Consider the following 15,225-nt stretch of genomic DNA (forward strand, 5'->3'; position numbering starts at 1 on the left):
GTCAGTCCTGCCCCGCGAGTTCAAGAGTGGCGTGCAAACCATAAGAGTGCATGGCAAACACGTCCGCTTCGGCTTGTTCTCGGGAACCGCGCGCCACCACTGCGCGCCCCTTTTCATGGACCTCACGCATGAGACGCTCTGCTTTAGCCAAGGGGTAGCCGAAATGCCGACGAAAAACGTAGACGACGTACGACATCAAATTGATCGGGTCGTTCCACACCACCGTGACCCATTCCCGTTCCTGGAGTGACGTCGCGCCGGGCGCGGTGCAACCGCGAGATTCCGGACTAGACGTCATGATGGTCATCTCCTCTTCAACGGTCGTATTCCTATCGTAGACACCCCGGTCATATCCTAGGCTGTTCCCGTGACTACCTCACTGTTCACCGACCATTACGAACTCACGATGGTTCAGGCCGCCCGCCGCGCGGGAACCGATCAACGGCGTTGCGTGTTTGAAGTCTTCACCCGGCGTCTGCCTGAGGGGCGTCGCTACGGCGTTCTCGCTGGTACTGGCCGTTTTTTGGAAGCGCTGAAAGAATTTCGTTTCAACGATGCTGAACTGAAGTTTTTACGTGACCGAGGGATTGTAGATTCCCCCACGCTCCAGGCACTCGAGTCCTACCGGTTCGGTGGACATATCTACGGCTACGAAGAAGGCGAACTATTTTTCCCTCATTCTCCCGTTCTGCGAGTGGAAGGCACTTTCGCTGACGCGGTGGTGTTGGAGACTCTCTTGCTGTCCATGCTGAATTACGACAGCTCCGTGGCATCGGTCGGCTCCAGAATGACCTGGGCCGCGGGAGAACGACCCTGTATCGAAATGGGATCGCGCCGGGTTCACGAAGAAGCTGGGGTTGCGGCCGCCCGCGCAGCAGCCATTGCTGGATTCTCCTCCACCTCAAACCTAGAGGCGGGACGACGTTACGGGATTCCAACCGGGGGCACCGCCGCCCACGCCTTCACGTTGCTTTTTGATTCTGAGGCCGACGCGTTCACCGCTCAAGTCGAATCGCTCGGGCGGAGCACCACGCTCCTCGTGGACACTTACGATGTCATGGCCGCTGTGCGCAAAGCCGTGGAGATCGCAGGACCTCAGCTCGGTGCTGTCCGACTCGACTCCGGTAACCTACAGCGCACTGCGCAGGAAGTCCGCGACCTCTTGGATTCATTAGGCGCCCACGCGACCCGGATCGTCGCAACCAGCGACCTCGACGAATTTAAGATCGTTCAGTTTGGATCGGCCCCCATTGATGTCTTTGGGATCGGCACCAATCTGGTCACAGGCGGAGGATATCCGGCCGCCGGGTTCGTTTATAAGCTCGTCGAGCATGAGGCTCCTGACGGCACCATGATCCCGGTGGCAAAAAAGAGCGCGGAGAAAACCGGAACCGGTGGACGCAAGCTCGCTGTACGAGTGCAGCACTCAGCTGGGGATAGTCACCGCGCTGTCTGCGAAGCCGTCATCGCCGGTAAACAACATTTGTTGGACGACTACGCGCGGCGCCTGACGGGACGTGCCTTGCAGGTTCCACTGGTGCTCGACGGCGAGATGACCTCGTCTGCCACGCCCGCAGAACGTGTTCAGCAAGCTCGGCAGCGTCATGCTGAATCCCTCGCTGAACTCAATCTCGATGGCAGTCTCGGCACCATAGGTAGCACCATGGACAGCGTTGGGTCGATGTCAACCGCCACCGGGCAGTCCGACACCCGAACCCAGGCGGATCGGGACTCTAAGGCGCCGCTGTATCAGCGGGCGGGACGCGAAGCTATGGAGCATGCGCTCAACGCGGGACCAGCCATCCCCACGGTGATGCTCGATCACGAACGCCTCACCTTTCAGGAATGCTGAGCACCGTTTTTAGCGGCGTCCCACAAACCATCCACGCACCACACCGATCCGCTCTTTGATCTGCTGTGCGCTGGCCTGCGGCACCGCGGGGCCTCCGCACCGGCTGCGCAGAGTGTTGTGTACCTGCCCGTGCGGAACACCTGATTTTTTTGCCCAGGCCGACACCAAGGTCGAGAGTTCTTTGCGTAGCGCCATGAGCTGCCGATGATCGACCACCTGAGAGTCTTCAGCGGTATCGCCCTGAGCAGACCGGGAACCACGGCCTTTACGCGCAACCTGACGCGCCTGGTGTTCACGCAGAAGCGTCGACACCTGGTCGGGATCCAGCAAACCCGGGATACCGAGGAAGTCTTGCTCATCTTCGCTCCCGACGATCCCCCCGGTTCCGTACTCACCGCCGTCAAACAGCACCCGGTCAAAGGATGCCTCCGACTGCAGCGCCTCGAACTCGAATCCAAGTTGTTGACCTGAAGCTTTTTCCTCGCGGTTTGCCTCAGCGAGGGCCTGCTCGTCCAGACCCGTTTCCGCATCACCTTGGTCCTCGCGTTTATCCAACACATGGTCGCGTTCGGCTTCCATCTGGCCGGCGAGTGCCATCAGAATCGGGACGCTGGGAAGAAAAACGCTGGCGGTTTCCCCGCGTCGGCGTGAGCGCACGAATCGCCCCACAGCCTGTGCAAAGAACATGGGGGTTGAGGTTGATGTCGCGTAAACACCGACGGCGAGCCGAGGAACATCCACCCCCTCGGAGACCATCCGCACGGCTACCATCCACCGCTTGCCGTTTTGTGCAAACTCTTCGATCTTTCGGCCCGCCCCAGCATCATCAGACAGCACCACCGTGGCGGTTTCTCCGGTGAGTTCGAGCAGCTGACGCGCATAGGCACGAGCGGACGCCTGATCGGTTGCGATCACCAAACCACCCGCGTCCGGCACTCCTCGCCGCACCTCGGTCAGTCGTTGATCTGCCGCACGCAAAACGGCCGGTATCCACTCACCTTTGGGATCCAGAGCGGTTCGCCAGGCCTGAGCCGTAATGTCTTTGGTCTCTACACCACCGAGCTGCGCGCTGATTTCTTCACCCTGACGATTGCGCCAATGCATTCGCCCCGAGTAACTCAGAAAGATGACCGGTCGCACCACGTGGTCGCGCAAAGCGTCGCTGTAGCCGTAGGTGTAATCGGCTCGAGAGCGCAAAAACCCGTCGCCGTCTTCCTCATACACAACAAAAGGGATCTGAGCCGAGTCCGAACGAAATGGTGTACCGGTCAGCGCTAGCCGTCTGGTCGCCGGATCAAACGCTTCGCGCACCCCATCCCCCCAGGTCAACGCATCACCCGCGTGGTGGATTTCGTCGAGGATGACCAGGGTGCGTTCTGCTTCCGTGCGTGCCCGATGCAAACGTGGATTCATCCCGACCTGGGCGTAGGTGACCGCAACACCTTGGTATCCCGCGCCGTGCATACCTTGCGCATTAGTGAAGTTAGGGTCGAGCGATATACCGACTCGAGCCGCGGAGTCCGCCCACTGGGATTTCAGGTGTTCAGTCGGAGCCACGACGGTGACCCGACGGACCAGGCCCTCGCCCAGCAACATCGCGGCAATCTGCAGAGCAAAAGTGGTTTTGCCCGCACCCGGGGTCGCGACGGCGAGGAATTCTCGCGGCGCGCTCTCCCGGTACTTTGCGAGCGCTTCAGCCTGCCAGGCACGCAGTTTCGGGGCAGTGCCCCATGGGGCCCTTCCGGGAAAGGCCGGAGGAAGATTTTGAGCTGCTGCCGGCGATGGGTGCGCGGGTGCAGGAACGGATCCCGATGATGCGGGCTGACGCTGGGGGCGAGAAGAACTGAGATTCACGGCGTCATCCAGGGTACAGCGCCGGGTAAGCGGCTTCGCTCAGGTGAGAGTGTGCCAAATATGACGTGGGCTCGGCACGTCACAACATGCCGAGCCCAAACGGTCAGGATCGATACGACCGCAAGGCCGCTTTAGCGTCCGCCGCCAAACAAACCGCGCCAGCCGCGTCCGCTTGAGCCACCAGATGCACCCTCGTCGCCTCCATCTGCGGGATCGCGTAGACCGTCATAGATCTCTTTGCACTCGGGACACACTGGGTATTTCTGCGGGTCACGGCCGGGCACCCACACCTTCCCGCACAGCGCGATCACCGGAGTCCCCCCGAGGGCAGACTTCATGATCTTGTCTTTGCGCACGTAGTGGGCGAAACGATCGTGGTCGCCGGGTTCAGCAGACTGCTCTTGTGCTTTGCGGTCCAAGACCGCCGTCGCACCAGGGCCTGCAGGCTCACGATACGGGTCCGTACGATTCGGGTCCGAAATCTCACTCATATCGTTCCTCCTGCTCAAAATGAGGTCGACACGATCATGCCATGCCATGGCGATGGGGTTACAACCAGATTCCACTGGTCTTGAGCGCGGGTATTGCTCCCGTGATGGTATCCACGGTGCCTGCCTTTTCCCGAGCGACATGTTCAACCGCCGCCGCAACGGTTTTGGTGACGCCTTCGTTGAACACGCTCGGCACGATATAGGTGGGGTTCAGCTCCTCATCCGTGACCACCGCTGCAAGCGCCGATGCGGCTGCCAATAGCATCGCATCATCGACGTCTTTAGCGTGGGCATCGAGCAGCCCCCGAAACACACCCGGGAAGGCGAGCACATTATTAATTTGGTTGGCGAAATCGCTGCGCCCGGTCGCCACCACTTTGGCATGCTTCGCTGCTTCAGCGGGATCAATTTCGGGGCTCGGATTAGCCATCGCGAACACGATGGCGTCTTTGGCCATCGTCGCGACATCATCGGCAGTCATAATGTTCCCCGCCGACACCCCAATAAACACGTCAGCGTCTTTGAGTGCGTCATGAAGAGTTCCAGAAATTCCTCGCGGGTTTGTCACCTCAGCGATCCACGGGAGCCGACCCGACAGACCCGGACGGTCGATGTGCACAATGCCGTCGATATCGGTGACGACCACGTCCTTGGCTCCTGCGGCGCGCAGAAGACGCAAGATAGCGGTGCCTGCGGCCCCCGCTCCTGAAAGCACAATGCGCACCTCACCGAGTTTCTTACCGACCACTCGCAGTGCATTTTTCAGTGCTGCCACCACAACGATGGCAGTGCCGTGCTGATCGTCGTGGAAGACGGGAATATCGAGTTCAGCGCGCAGCCGATCCTCAATTTCAAAGCATCGCGGAGCCGAAATATCTTCTAAATTAATTCCAGCAAACACGGGCGCGATCGCCTTGACATGGGCGACGATGTCATCAACCTCATGGGCATCCAAGCAAATCGGGAACGCGTCGATCCCAGCGAATCGTTTGAACAGCGCGGCTTTACCTTCCATCACCGGCATCGCGGCCAAAGGGCCAAGGTCTCCCAGTCCGAGAATTGCTGAGCCATCAGTCACTACCGCAACCGTGTTGCGTTTGATCGTCAGCCGGCGGGCATCCTCGGGATTTTCAGCGATGGCTTCGACCACCCGCGCCACCCCGGGTGTGTAAACCATCGATAGATCGTCACGATGCCGGATCGGAACTTTAGACTCCACGGTCAACTTGCCCCCGAGGTGGGCGAGGAAGGTCCGGTCCGACACCCGGCCAACATCAATCCCGTCGAGTTGGCGCAGCGCGTTCACAACCTCGGCGGCGTGGTCGTTGCCGGAGGTTAAACAGGTGATGTCAGCGCGCAACCGCTCCGGGCCCGACGCAGACACGTCCAGCGCGGTCACCGTGCCACCGTGCTTCTCAATGCAACTGGTGATGTCACTGACCGCGGCGGTATGAGCCGCAAATTCAAGTCGGATGGTAATTGAATAACTCACAGAAGGTGCCGGTGCCATGAAGCTATCCTGGCACAGTTACAGTGATAGCGGGCTGGGTATGAATCCGCCCGATCACGCTTTTGAAACTCGCGGGTATTCTCTTTAAAGTGCCGCGATGGCCTTGCGAATACGTTGATCGGAGACAGTGAACTTGGTGCCGAGTGTCTGGGCGAACAGGGAGACTCGAAACTCTTCAAGCATCCACGGTATGGCAAGTGCATCCGGTTCCTGCCTGCGCAGCGGGGACATCTTGCCGCGGGCATCGAGCCATAGTCTGGTCACGTCCTCTAACTGCCATGCCAGCTGGGCATCCCGCTTCGGGTTCTCCTGCATTTTGTCCAGCCGTACACAGGATGCGCGCAGATAGCGGTCAAGATCAGGCAGGTGATCAACCCCGGTCGCACTAATGAACCCGTCCTGCACCAGCGACGCGGCGTGGTCGCGAATCTGAGTGAGTTGAGTGAGCACCGACAGCGAAGTCACCCGTTTGAGTTCACGTTGCAGGCGGTGATGAGCCGCCAGTGCACTCGCAGCGTCTTTGACTGCCTGTGCGGCGATCTGACGATGCGATGCCGCCACCGCTGTCTCGAGCTCCTCAAACGAATCTCGGTCCCACACCAGGTCCTGCCCCACGAGGTGGCACGTCGCCGCCCGCGATGCATCCGCCAGCAGGTGTGTGGTCGAAGCATAGGGCCCGCTAGCCACGGCTAACTTCGTGGGGTTTGGCAGCGATGCGAGCACATCAGCCAAGCTCGTCCCCACATGTCGATCAACCAGCGCAATGAGTCCCTCGCGATGAGCTAGTTTCTGTTCATCGGCTGTGGGAAGCACCGCGAGGTCTATGCGAGGGGTCCCGTCAGATCGGCGTCCCCGGACTGTAAGCGCCGGATACCCGGTGACTTTTAAACCGTCCGATCTGCGGTCGTAGGTGGCGGGAATCCTATCCAGCGGGAAATCTTCGATATCGTTCCGAGCGAAGGAGTCCGCATACTGCTCCAAACTCACTTTCACTCGCTTCTTCAAACGCTGCTGCAATTCCGCCAGATCATCGCCTCTTCCAATTTCACGCCCTTTTGCATCTACCACGCGAAAATGCATTCGTAAATGGGCAGGCAATGTCCCAGGATTAAACTCTGGACCGTATAGCGGGAGATCATCTGGCACTCCAGGCAAGGCCACCAGCTCATCGGCTACCGCTTCACAAAAGGTTTCCCCGTCCTGCGGTCCGTCGTCTAGGAGAGCAGCTGCCACCGCTTTGGCTCGCTCAGGTGCCGGCACCAGATGCCGCCGGATTGGTTTAGGCAGTGTCCGGATCAGTTCGGTAATTAGTTCCTGACGCATTCCCGGAACCAGCCAGTCAAAGCCCTGTGGTTTCAGCCTGTTCAGCACGGCGAGTGGCACCGTCGCCGTCACCCCGTCATGAGGCGACGGTTTGGTATGGGTGCCGGGGTTGTAGGAATAGGTGAGCGGGATCGTGATGTCACCCTGTGTCCAGGTGCTCGGAAAATCTTGCTCGATGCGCCGCGCAGCCTCCTCGGCCTCATCTCCGAGCAGAACGTCTTCGGTAAGGGTGAGCAGGTCGGGCTGATTGCGGCGGGTTTTCTTCCACCAGGAATCAAAATGCCGTCCCGAGACGACACTCTGCGGAATCCGCGCATCGTAAAAATCGAACAGAGCAGCATCGTCGGCAATCAGCCCACGACGTCGAGTTTTATGTTCGAGCTCTTCCATGCGCTCCAAAAGCCGAGCGTTATCGCGCACAAAATGATGGCGAGTATTCCACTCACCGTCGATCAAAGCATGCCTGATAAAGAGATCCCGCGAGACCTCCGGGTCAATCGCACCGTAGGAGACCACCCGATCGGCAACAATCGGCACGCCGAACAGCGTGACCTTTTCATGGGCCATTGCCGACGCCCGAGAGCTCGACCAATGCGGCTGACTGTAACTGCGTTTCACCACGTGGGAGCCGGCTCGCTCAATCCATGCAGGATCAATCCGTGCGACCGACCGAGCCCATAGCCGGGACGTCTCCACCAGCTCCGCCGCCATCACATAATCAGGACGTTTTTTCGCCAGCGCAGATCCGGGCCAGATTGCGAATTTGGCCCCTCGCGCTCCGTGATACTCCCGGTAACGCTCCTCATACAGCCCAACGTGGCTAAGCAATCCAGACAGAAGCGCCTGGTGAATCGCATCCGGCCCTGCCGGGTGTTCATTGGCGCGTAACCCAGCGTCAGCTGCCATCTCTTTAAGCTGGGCGTGCAGATCCCACCACTCCCGGATCCGCAAGTAGTGCAGATACTCTTCACGCAGTTCGCGCTTGAGCGCCGAATTCGACAGTATCCGTCGCCGTTCCCGCACGTGGTTCCACAAATTCAGGTAGGCGAGAAAATCGCTGGCCTCATCTGAGAACCGGGCATGCAGCTGTTTAGCGCGCTCCGGCGCATCCAGCGGACGTTCACGCGGATCCTGAATCGCAAGGCCCGCCACGATAATGAGCACTTCACGCAAGCATCCAAGTCGTTCAGCCTCAATCAGCATGCGCGCCATGCGCACGTCCAGCGGGAATCTCGCTAACAACTGGCCACTGTCGGTCAGACGCCGACCACCAGGGGCGACGCGGTCATCCACGATGGCCCCGAGCTCATGCAAAACCCGCAGACCGTCGGCCACCGCCCGCTTATCCGGGGACTCAACAAACGGGAACCGGTCGATATCCCCGAGACCGAGCGCCGTCATCTGCAAAACAACGGATGCTAGTGAGGTGCGCAGAATTTCTGGTTCGGTAAACTCCGGCCGGGAATTGAAGTCTTCTTCGGAATAGAGTCGAATCGCGATACCCGCCTCGGTACGACCGCATCGCCCTGACCGTTGATTGGCGCTGGCTTGCGAAATCGGTTCAATGGGTAACCGTTGCACCTTGGTGCGTTGGGAGTACCGAGAAATGCGCGCGAGCCCAGAATCAATCACGTAGGTGATGCCCGGCACGGTTAACGACGTCTCAGCCACGTTGGTCGCCAGCACAATGCGCCGATTGACGGCACCCGGTTTAGGGCTAAAGATTTTCTCTTGGTCTGCGGCGGATAACCGCCCGAACAGAGGCAGAATCTCAACCGCCGAAGCGCGTTGCCTACCTTGCAGATGATCACCTAGGGCATCGGCAATTTCCCGAATCTCGCGCTCCCCCGGTAAAAACACGAGGATATCGCCGGGCCCCTCGGCTGCGAGTTCATCAACGGCATCGCACACGGCCTGCGTTTCGTCTCGCTCAACCGACAACACATCCTCAACCGCGGGATCAGAGGTCTCCAGCTGGTCCAGTTGAGCATCAACAACCAGCGGTCGGTAGCGCACCTCGACCGGATAGGTTCGACCCGACACTTCGATAATTGGGGCGGGTATCGCCGTCCCGTCTGCCCCTGGCACAGCGAAATGGCGAGAAAACCGCTCCGGATCAATGGTGGCAGAGGTGACGATGACCTTGAGGTCGGGCCGTTTAGGCAGGATCCGGCGCAGATATCCGAGGATCACGTCGATGTTTAAGCTTCGTTCGTGGGCCTCATCGATGATCAGCGTGTCATACCGGCGCAACAGTCGATCATGCGCAATCTCCGCTAGCAGGATTCCATCTGTCATCAGCTTTAGCCGCGCGCCCTTAGCCACCTGCCGGGTAAACCTCACTTGGTATCCGACGTTGGCGTCACCGAGCTTTTCACCGAGCTCTGCGGAAATACGCTGAGCGACCGACCGTGCAGCGATCCGACGCGGCTGAGTGTGTCCGATGAGTTTTCCGTGCGACCCTCGCCCGAGTTCAAGGCACATCTTGGGCAGCTGGGTGGTTTTTCCTGATCCGGTTTCACCCGCGATCACCACCACCTGGTGGTCGCGGATCGCCTGCATGATGTCCTCGCGGCGAGCAGAGACGGGCAGGTGATCGGGATAGGTGATGCGCAAAGGGGCGGAGATCGGATCCATGGCGGGCGTCAGTCTACCGGGCACATGCCATGGCGTCGCCTATTTTTACGCCCCGCTCATCAGCTGGAGTTCATGAGCCTAGGTTCATCGGTCTGGGCGTAGAAAAACACCTGGCCCCCACCAGATGTGTTGGCGTGGATTGCATGCCTACCCTCACCAAACATTCACCCTCACCCGGCGGGCGATGTTAACGTGACCGAGACGGGGCAACCGCCCTCCCATCACTCTGCGTGCACGAAGGAAGCCGATGAAGGCGCTGTTGAAGTCCTCCCCTGCCCCTGGTCTGGAACTCGTGGATATCCCAGAACCTAAGGTCGGACCGGGCGACGTGAAAATCCGTGTGCTGCGGGCAGGTATCTGCGGCACTGATCTGCATATTCTCGCTTGGGACACCTCTGCCCAAAGCATGTGCGACACGGTGCCGTTCACACCGGGCCACGAGTTTTACGGTGAAGTGGTCGAGATCGGCGCCGACGTGACGGATGTTCGGCTCGGGGATCGGGTCTCCGGCGAAGGACACGTAGTGTGCGGATACTGCCGAAACTGCCGTGCAGGCCGCCGCCAGATGTGCATCCGCACTCGCAGCGTAGGGGTGCAACGCGACGGAGCCTTCGCCGAATACGTCACCATTCCCCAGCACAATGTGTGGGTTCACGAACATGACGGAAAAACTGAGGTGATTCCCCCTGAACTCGGCGCCGTTTTCGATCCACTCGGTAATGCAGTCCACACCGCCTTGAAGTTCCCCTTGATCGGGGAAGATGTGCTGGTGACCGGTGCGGGCCCGATCGGTCAAATGGCTGCGGCCGTAGCCCGCCATGCCGGCGCTCGATATATCGCAATCACTGACGTCAGCGCCCACCGCCTGGAGATGGCCAAAAACATGGGTGTGGACCTCACGGTCGACGTGTCGCAAAGCAGTATCCGCGATGCCCAGAGGCGCCTTGGTCTTAAAGAGGGTTTCGACATCGGCTTAGAAATATCGGGGCAGCCCAGTGCCATCGCCGAAATGATAGAGAACATGAACCACGGTGGGAAGATCGCCCTGCTGGGCCTACCTTCTAAGGATTTCACCCTCAATTTCGGGGTGGTGATCACCCATATGCTCACGCTCCAAGGCATTTACGGGCGTGAGATGTATGAAACCTGGAATGCCGTGGCGGCCATGATGATGACAAGCGCTCACTTACGCGGCCAGATCCTCGCGACAATCTCCGATGTCCTTCCAGCCTCACAATGGGCTCGCGGTTATGAAATCGCCCGCTCGGGCAGCGGTGGAAAAGTCGTCCTCGACTGGGAGAATATTTGAGTAAAGGTGCGGGCCTGCACCACCCCGGCAGATCAACGCACCCCATACTGTGTCACCGTCCGACTGGGGCCGTCACGTGACAACGGCCTGACCATATCCTCACGGGAGAAAAGCTATGTACACCGATCTGAAGTCTCAGTTACACGCTGAGCTCGACGATATCCGCGAGGCGGGAACCTATAAAGCCGAGCGCACTTTAACCACGCCCCAGTCAGCGCACGTCCTGGCGGCGATGCCGGGACGTTCAGCACAGAAGGTCCTCAATTTCTGCGCAAATAACTACCTCGGCCTCGCGGACCATCCCGATCTCATTGCCGCAGCAAAGTCATCGCTGGACAGCCACGGATTCGGAATGGCGAGCGTGCGATTCATCTGCGGTACGCAGGATACCCACGTCGAATTGGAACGTCGCGTGAGTGAATTCCTGGGCACCGACGACACTATTTTGTTTTCCTCGTGTTTCGACGCCAATGGGGGTGTGTTTGAATCACTCTTTGGGCCGGAGGACGCGATTGTCTCCGATGAGCTCAACCATGCCTCCTTGATTGATGGCATCCGCCTATCGAAAGCAGCCCGGTTCCGTTACCGCAACGCCGACATGGACGAACTTCGCGCTCAGTTGGAGACGGTGCGCACCTTGCGCGAAGGGCGCGGGGCGCGGCGAACTGTGATCGTGACCGACGGTGTGTTTTCCATGGATGGTTATCTGGCTCCGCTGCCTGAGATCTGTGATCTCGCGGATGAGTTCGGCGCGCTAGTTCTGGTCGATGATTCGCATGCGGTCGGTTTTATGGGGGCAACCGGGGCGGGTACGCCGGAGCATTTTGGAGTGAGTGACCGGGTCGATCTCTACACCGGCACCTTCGGTAAGGCTCTCGGCGGTGCCAGCGGAGGTTATGTCTCCGGCCACGCTGAAATCATCGAGTTGTTGCGTCAACGGGCGCGCCCGTACCTGTTTTCCAACTCGTTGGCTCCTGCCATTGTGGCTGCGACCCTCACGGCTTTAGATCTGGTCGCGCACAGCGGTGATCTACGGACGCGCCTGTTCGATAACGCCTCCTTGTTCCGGCGCCGGATGAGCGAGGAAGGATTCGATCTGCTGCCCGGTGAGCACGCGATTGTTCCGGTGATGTTCGGTGATGCCGCTCTGGCTGGGCGCATCGCAGATTCCCTGCTCTCCCACGGCGTCTATGTCACAGCGTTCTCGTACCCGGTCGTCCCGCAGGGTAAGGCGCGTATCCGTGTGCAGTTGTCCGCCGCGCACACCCCGCAGGATATTGAGGCCTGCGTAGCCGCCTTTGTGTCGGCGCGCGACGAGGTGATGGCGGCGGACAACTGCTGAACCGGTAATGGCACTTAGGCGTTGCCAGTGACCGTGCGCAAATGCTCTTGTTTCGCCTCGCCGGCAATATTGGCATCCTCGGCGACTTGGTCAAGGTCAGCGCCTGACGCGGCTGCCACGACAGCCCCGATCAATCCTTCGACCAGCGGCGCCGGAGATAACTGCACCTTGGCAGCGATATCCGGGTCGATAAACTCTAAGGCCGTTTCTGCGGCAAGAACCGCGCTGCCTAGATCCATCAGCACCAGCACACCCTGCGCATCTGCCACGGCTTGAATAGCATCGGCGATGGCCGCAGCGTCGGTGCCTAGCTCCCACTGTTGTGCGTTATCGCCTCCGCCGCAGTCTGTTGCGCTCTTGGGACCAGGTTGGGGGTCGCACTCTCGAGCGTCTGCGTTGTCATGAGTATCAGCGGTTTCGTGAGCATCGGCAGTCTCTCGTGATGTGCTGTGCCGACGGATTCCAGCGGCAATGCGGATCGGAAGGTCAGCGCTGCCGGGAATCATTTGGCTTGCGAGATCGACAGCAGCGCGTGCCAAAGGGTACGAGTGAGAAACGATCACAATACCGGTCATTGGCCATCCTCCGGGTCAGAACCGTTCGGCGATGTTGTATCGGCCCCGGCATCGGTAGCGGGGGCCAGGGTTTCTGCTGCCGTTGACCATAAAATCGCGGTCGATGCGCTACCGGGATCAATGTGCCCTACTGAACGTTCCCCGAGGTAAGAAGCACGTCCCTTGGTTGCGGCGAGATTGCGGGTGGCATCGCGCCCACTGGCCGCGGCTTCGGCTCCACTTTCCAACGCACCGGCTAGGTCATCGGGAGCGACAGTAAGTTGCTGCTCCATCGCATCGAGTGCGGGCAGCCAAGCATCTAACATGGTTTTCTCTCCTGCTTGGGCCTTACCCCGCTGGCAGATTCCCTCCACGCCGGCGCGCAGAGCCGCACCCCAGGCGCGAGCATCCAGGCTCTCAGCGCTTCCGGCACTGGTTCCGGCGCGTAGAAAAAACGTTCCGTACAGCGGGCCCGACGCCCCACCGATGGTGGAGACCAGCGTCATTCCGACTTTCTTGAGAAGCTCCCCCGGTGTGCTCAATTCATGCTGGTCGAGCAGGGATCGTACGGCGGTAAAACCTCGGGCCATATTCGCGCCATGATCTGCGTCGCCGATCGCAGCGTCTAATTCGGTGAGGTAACTGGCCTGAGCGTCAATGTCATCGGCTGCCCGCCGCAGCCATGCCTCCACCTCGTGAAGCCCTACGGTGTGCTTAGTTGTGTCGGTCATCGCCGAACCTTCCTCATGCATGTTCTGATAGCACTGTTTTCCGACACCCCGGTCAGTTCTTTGACAGGAGTGTGGTTCGTTATCGTCCCCAGCGCATTCCTGGGGTCTCAACCGGGGCATCCCATAGGCGAATGAGCTCATCGCTGACGGGAAGCACCGTGAGGGAGCACCCCGCCATATCGAGACTCGTGATGTAGTTACCCACCAAGCTGCGCTCGACGTGGATTCCCCGTTTGCTCAGTAGCGCATCGATTTCGCCGGACATTAGGTACAGCTCTAACAGCGGGGTGCCACCCATTCCGTTGACCATCATGATGACCCGGTCGGCATCCGGCATTTCTGCAAGGACCGGTTCTATCAGCTGTTCGGCAATGTCGTGGGCAGGGGCAAGAGGTACCCGATGCCGCCCTGGTTCACCATGGATACCAATACCAATTTCAATCTCGTCCTCGGGAAGGTCGAAGGACGGTTTTCCGTGCGCGGGAACCGTGCAGGAGGTGAGCGCCAGCCCGAGAGAACGACCTGTGTCGATAACTTTCTGCGCAATGGCTGCAACCTCGTCGAGGCTTTGGCCTTCCTCAGCCGCGGCGCCAGCGATCTTTTCGACGAGAACCGTGAGGCCCACTCCCCGGCGCCCGGCGGTATATAGGGAATCCTCAACAGCGACATCATCGTTGACCACGACGGATGCGACCCGGACTCCGTGCTCAGCCTCGACGATTTCCGCGGCCATCTCAAAATTCATGACGTCGCCGGTGTAGTTCTTCACGATATGCAAAACTCCAGCACCCGCATCGACTGCATGCGTCGCAGCAATAATCTGGTCCGGGACTGGGGACGTGAAAACTTCTCCTGCACAGGCGGCATCTAGCATCCCGTATCCGACGAAGCCGCCGTGTAACGGCTCATGCCCAGAACCCCCACCCGAGACCAGCGCCACTTTGCCCCGTTGCTTAGGTGTGGCCCTGAGAACTACGCGATGCTCGTGGTCAACGCGCAGATGATGAGGGTGGGCCGCCGCCATACCCCGGAGGGCATCCGCAACGACAGTGTCAGCGGTATTGATGAGCTTTTTCATAATCGAACTCTAGCGCCCTGCTGTGACCCGCAGCTTCACTCTGCACAATGGTGCACGGTGCCATCGACCGGGTGGCTAGGCGGCAAGTTCGAGGTCGGAGCACACCTTAGAAACTGCCTTCCGTTCATCTGCGTTCAGCCGGTCGAGCCTGGTCGCAACCGTTGCTGGCATCACCCACAGCTCATCAGCGAGTTCTTGCAGGTCACGGGTCCAGCGTAGCGCCCAGACGAGGTCATCGAGTGAGATCAGCCTGCGAGCTGTTTCCTCCTCGACGCTGCGCTCCTCTGCTGCGCTGCATGGGTTTCGATGCCCGCGCTCTAAGTGAATCGTTTCATGACAGATAGCCACGCGGCGCTCTGCCTGAACCAGTCGTGAGCGCAGTCTAATCAGAGCGATGCCGTCCGTTTCAGCGAGACGGCCAGCAGGAAGCTCGCCATATTCGACGCGCACATGGGGCCAGTGATCACGAAGATGACGCCAGGGATGATGAAGTTCGCGCGGAGACATATCGCCATCCTAGGGATGAGCCATGACATACGAACTC

General features: G+C 59.7%; 12 protein-coding genes. 3 read left to right on the forward strand and 9 right to left on the reverse strand.

Translation table 11 applies throughout. The features are described 5' to 3' along the window. Position 1: 1 nt before the first annotated feature. Positions 2-298 (reverse strand): ATP-dependent Clp protease adapter ClpS, encoded by a 297-nt coding sequence (gene clpS / locus BN1724_RS04115; RefSeq protein WP_407919296.1) that lies wholly within the window; start codon positions 296-298, stop codon positions 2-4. Positions 299-367: 69 nt separating this feature from the next. Here clpS and BN1724_RS04120 point away from each other — a divergent pair, with 69 nt between their 5' ends. Further along, a complete protein-coding gene (locus BN1724_RS04120; RefSeq protein WP_157085750.1) occupies positions 368-1,852 on the forward strand; it encodes a nicotinate phosphoribosyltransferase in 1,485 nt (494 codons plus the stop codon). Between the two features lie 9 nt (positions 1,853-1,861). On the opposite strand, the gene BN1724_RS04125 is transcribed toward BN1724_RS04120, so the two are convergent. The 4 genes from BN1724_RS04125 to hrpA all read right to left on the reverse strand — a co-directional run bounded on the left by BN1724_RS04125 (position 1,862) and on the right by hrpA (position 9,667). Further along, a complete protein-coding gene (locus BN1724_RS04125) occupies positions 1,862-3,706 on the reverse strand; it encodes a DEAD/DEAH box helicase (RefSeq protein WP_058234347.1) in 1,845 nt (614 codons plus the stop codon). 131 nt (positions 3,707-3,837) lie between these two features. Then, positions 3,838-4,197, reverse strand: a complete 360-nt coding sequence (locus BN1724_RS04130) for a DUF3039 domain-containing protein (protein WP_058234348.1) — start codon at positions 4,195-4,197, stop codon at positions 3,838-3,840. 58 nt (positions 4,198-4,255) lie between these two features. After that, positions 4,256-5,707: an NAD-dependent malic enzyme gene (locus BN1724_RS04135; RefSeq protein ID WP_058234349.1), complete on the reverse strand. Its 1,452-nt coding sequence runs from the start codon at positions 5,705-5,707 to the stop codon at positions 4,256-4,258. Between the two features lie 84 nt (positions 5,708-5,791). After that, the gene (gene hrpA, locus BN1724_RS04140) at positions 5,792-9,667 is read right to left on the reverse strand and encodes an ATP-dependent RNA helicase HrpA (protein WP_058234350.1); all 3,876 of its coding nucleotides are present in this window, start codon (positions 9,665-9,667) and stop codon (positions 5,792-5,794) included. A 247-nt stretch (positions 9,668-9,914) separates the two neighbouring features. Here hrpA and tdh point away from each other — a divergent pair, with 247 nt between their 5' ends. Next, a complete protein-coding gene (tdh, locus tag BN1724_RS04145; RefSeq protein WP_058234351.1) occupies positions 9,915-10,976 on the forward strand; it encodes an L-threonine 3-dehydrogenase in 1,062 nt (353 codons plus the stop codon). A gap of 115 nt (positions 10,977-11,091) precedes the next feature. Continuing rightward, positions 11,092-12,318 carry a glycine C-acetyltransferase gene (locus tag BN1724_RS04150; RefSeq protein WP_058234352.1) on the forward strand — a complete coding sequence of 409 codons (1,227 nt, stop codon included), beginning with the start codon at positions 11,092-11,094 and terminating at the stop codon, positions 12,316-12,318. Positions 12,319-12,332: 14 nt separating this feature from the next. Here BN1724_RS04150 and BN1724_RS04155 read toward each other — a convergent pair whose 3' ends face one another. From BN1724_RS04155 to BN1724_RS04170, 4 genes are all read right to left on the reverse strand, one after another. Continuing rightward, positions 12,333-12,893 carry a PTS-dependent dihydroxyacetone kinase phosphotransferase subunit DhaM gene (locus tag BN1724_RS04155; RefSeq protein ID WP_058234353.1) on the reverse strand — a complete coding sequence of 187 codons (561 nt, stop codon included), beginning with the start codon at positions 12,891-12,893 and terminating at the stop codon, positions 12,333-12,335. Beyond that, positions 12,890-13,603: a dihydroxyacetone kinase subunit DhaL gene (gene dhaL / locus BN1724_RS04160; protein WP_084252744.1), complete on the reverse strand. Its 714-nt coding sequence runs from the start codon at positions 13,601-13,603 to the stop codon at positions 12,890-12,892. Before dhaL ends, BN1724_RS04155 begins: the two co-directional genes overlap by 4 nt. A gap of 79 nt (positions 13,604-13,682) precedes the next feature. After that, positions 13,683-14,681: a dihydroxyacetone kinase subunit DhaK gene (gene dhaK / locus BN1724_RS04165; protein WP_058234354.1), complete on the reverse strand. Its 999-nt coding sequence runs from the start codon at positions 14,679-14,681 to the stop codon at positions 13,683-13,685. Between the two features lie 75 nt (positions 14,682-14,756). Continuing rightward, complete coding sequence (locus tag BN1724_RS04170; RefSeq protein ID WP_058234355.1) at positions 14,757-15,188, reverse strand: hypothetical protein; 432 nt, start codon at positions 15,186-15,188, stop codon at positions 14,757-14,759. Between the last annotated feature and the right edge of the window lie 37 nt (positions 15,189-15,225).

It is taken from the genome of Devriesea agamarum, from assembly GCF_900070355.1.
In the GTDB taxonomy this organism is placed as follows: Bacteria; Actinomycetota; Actinomycetes; order Actinomycetales; family Dermabacteraceae; genus Devriesea; species Devriesea agamarum.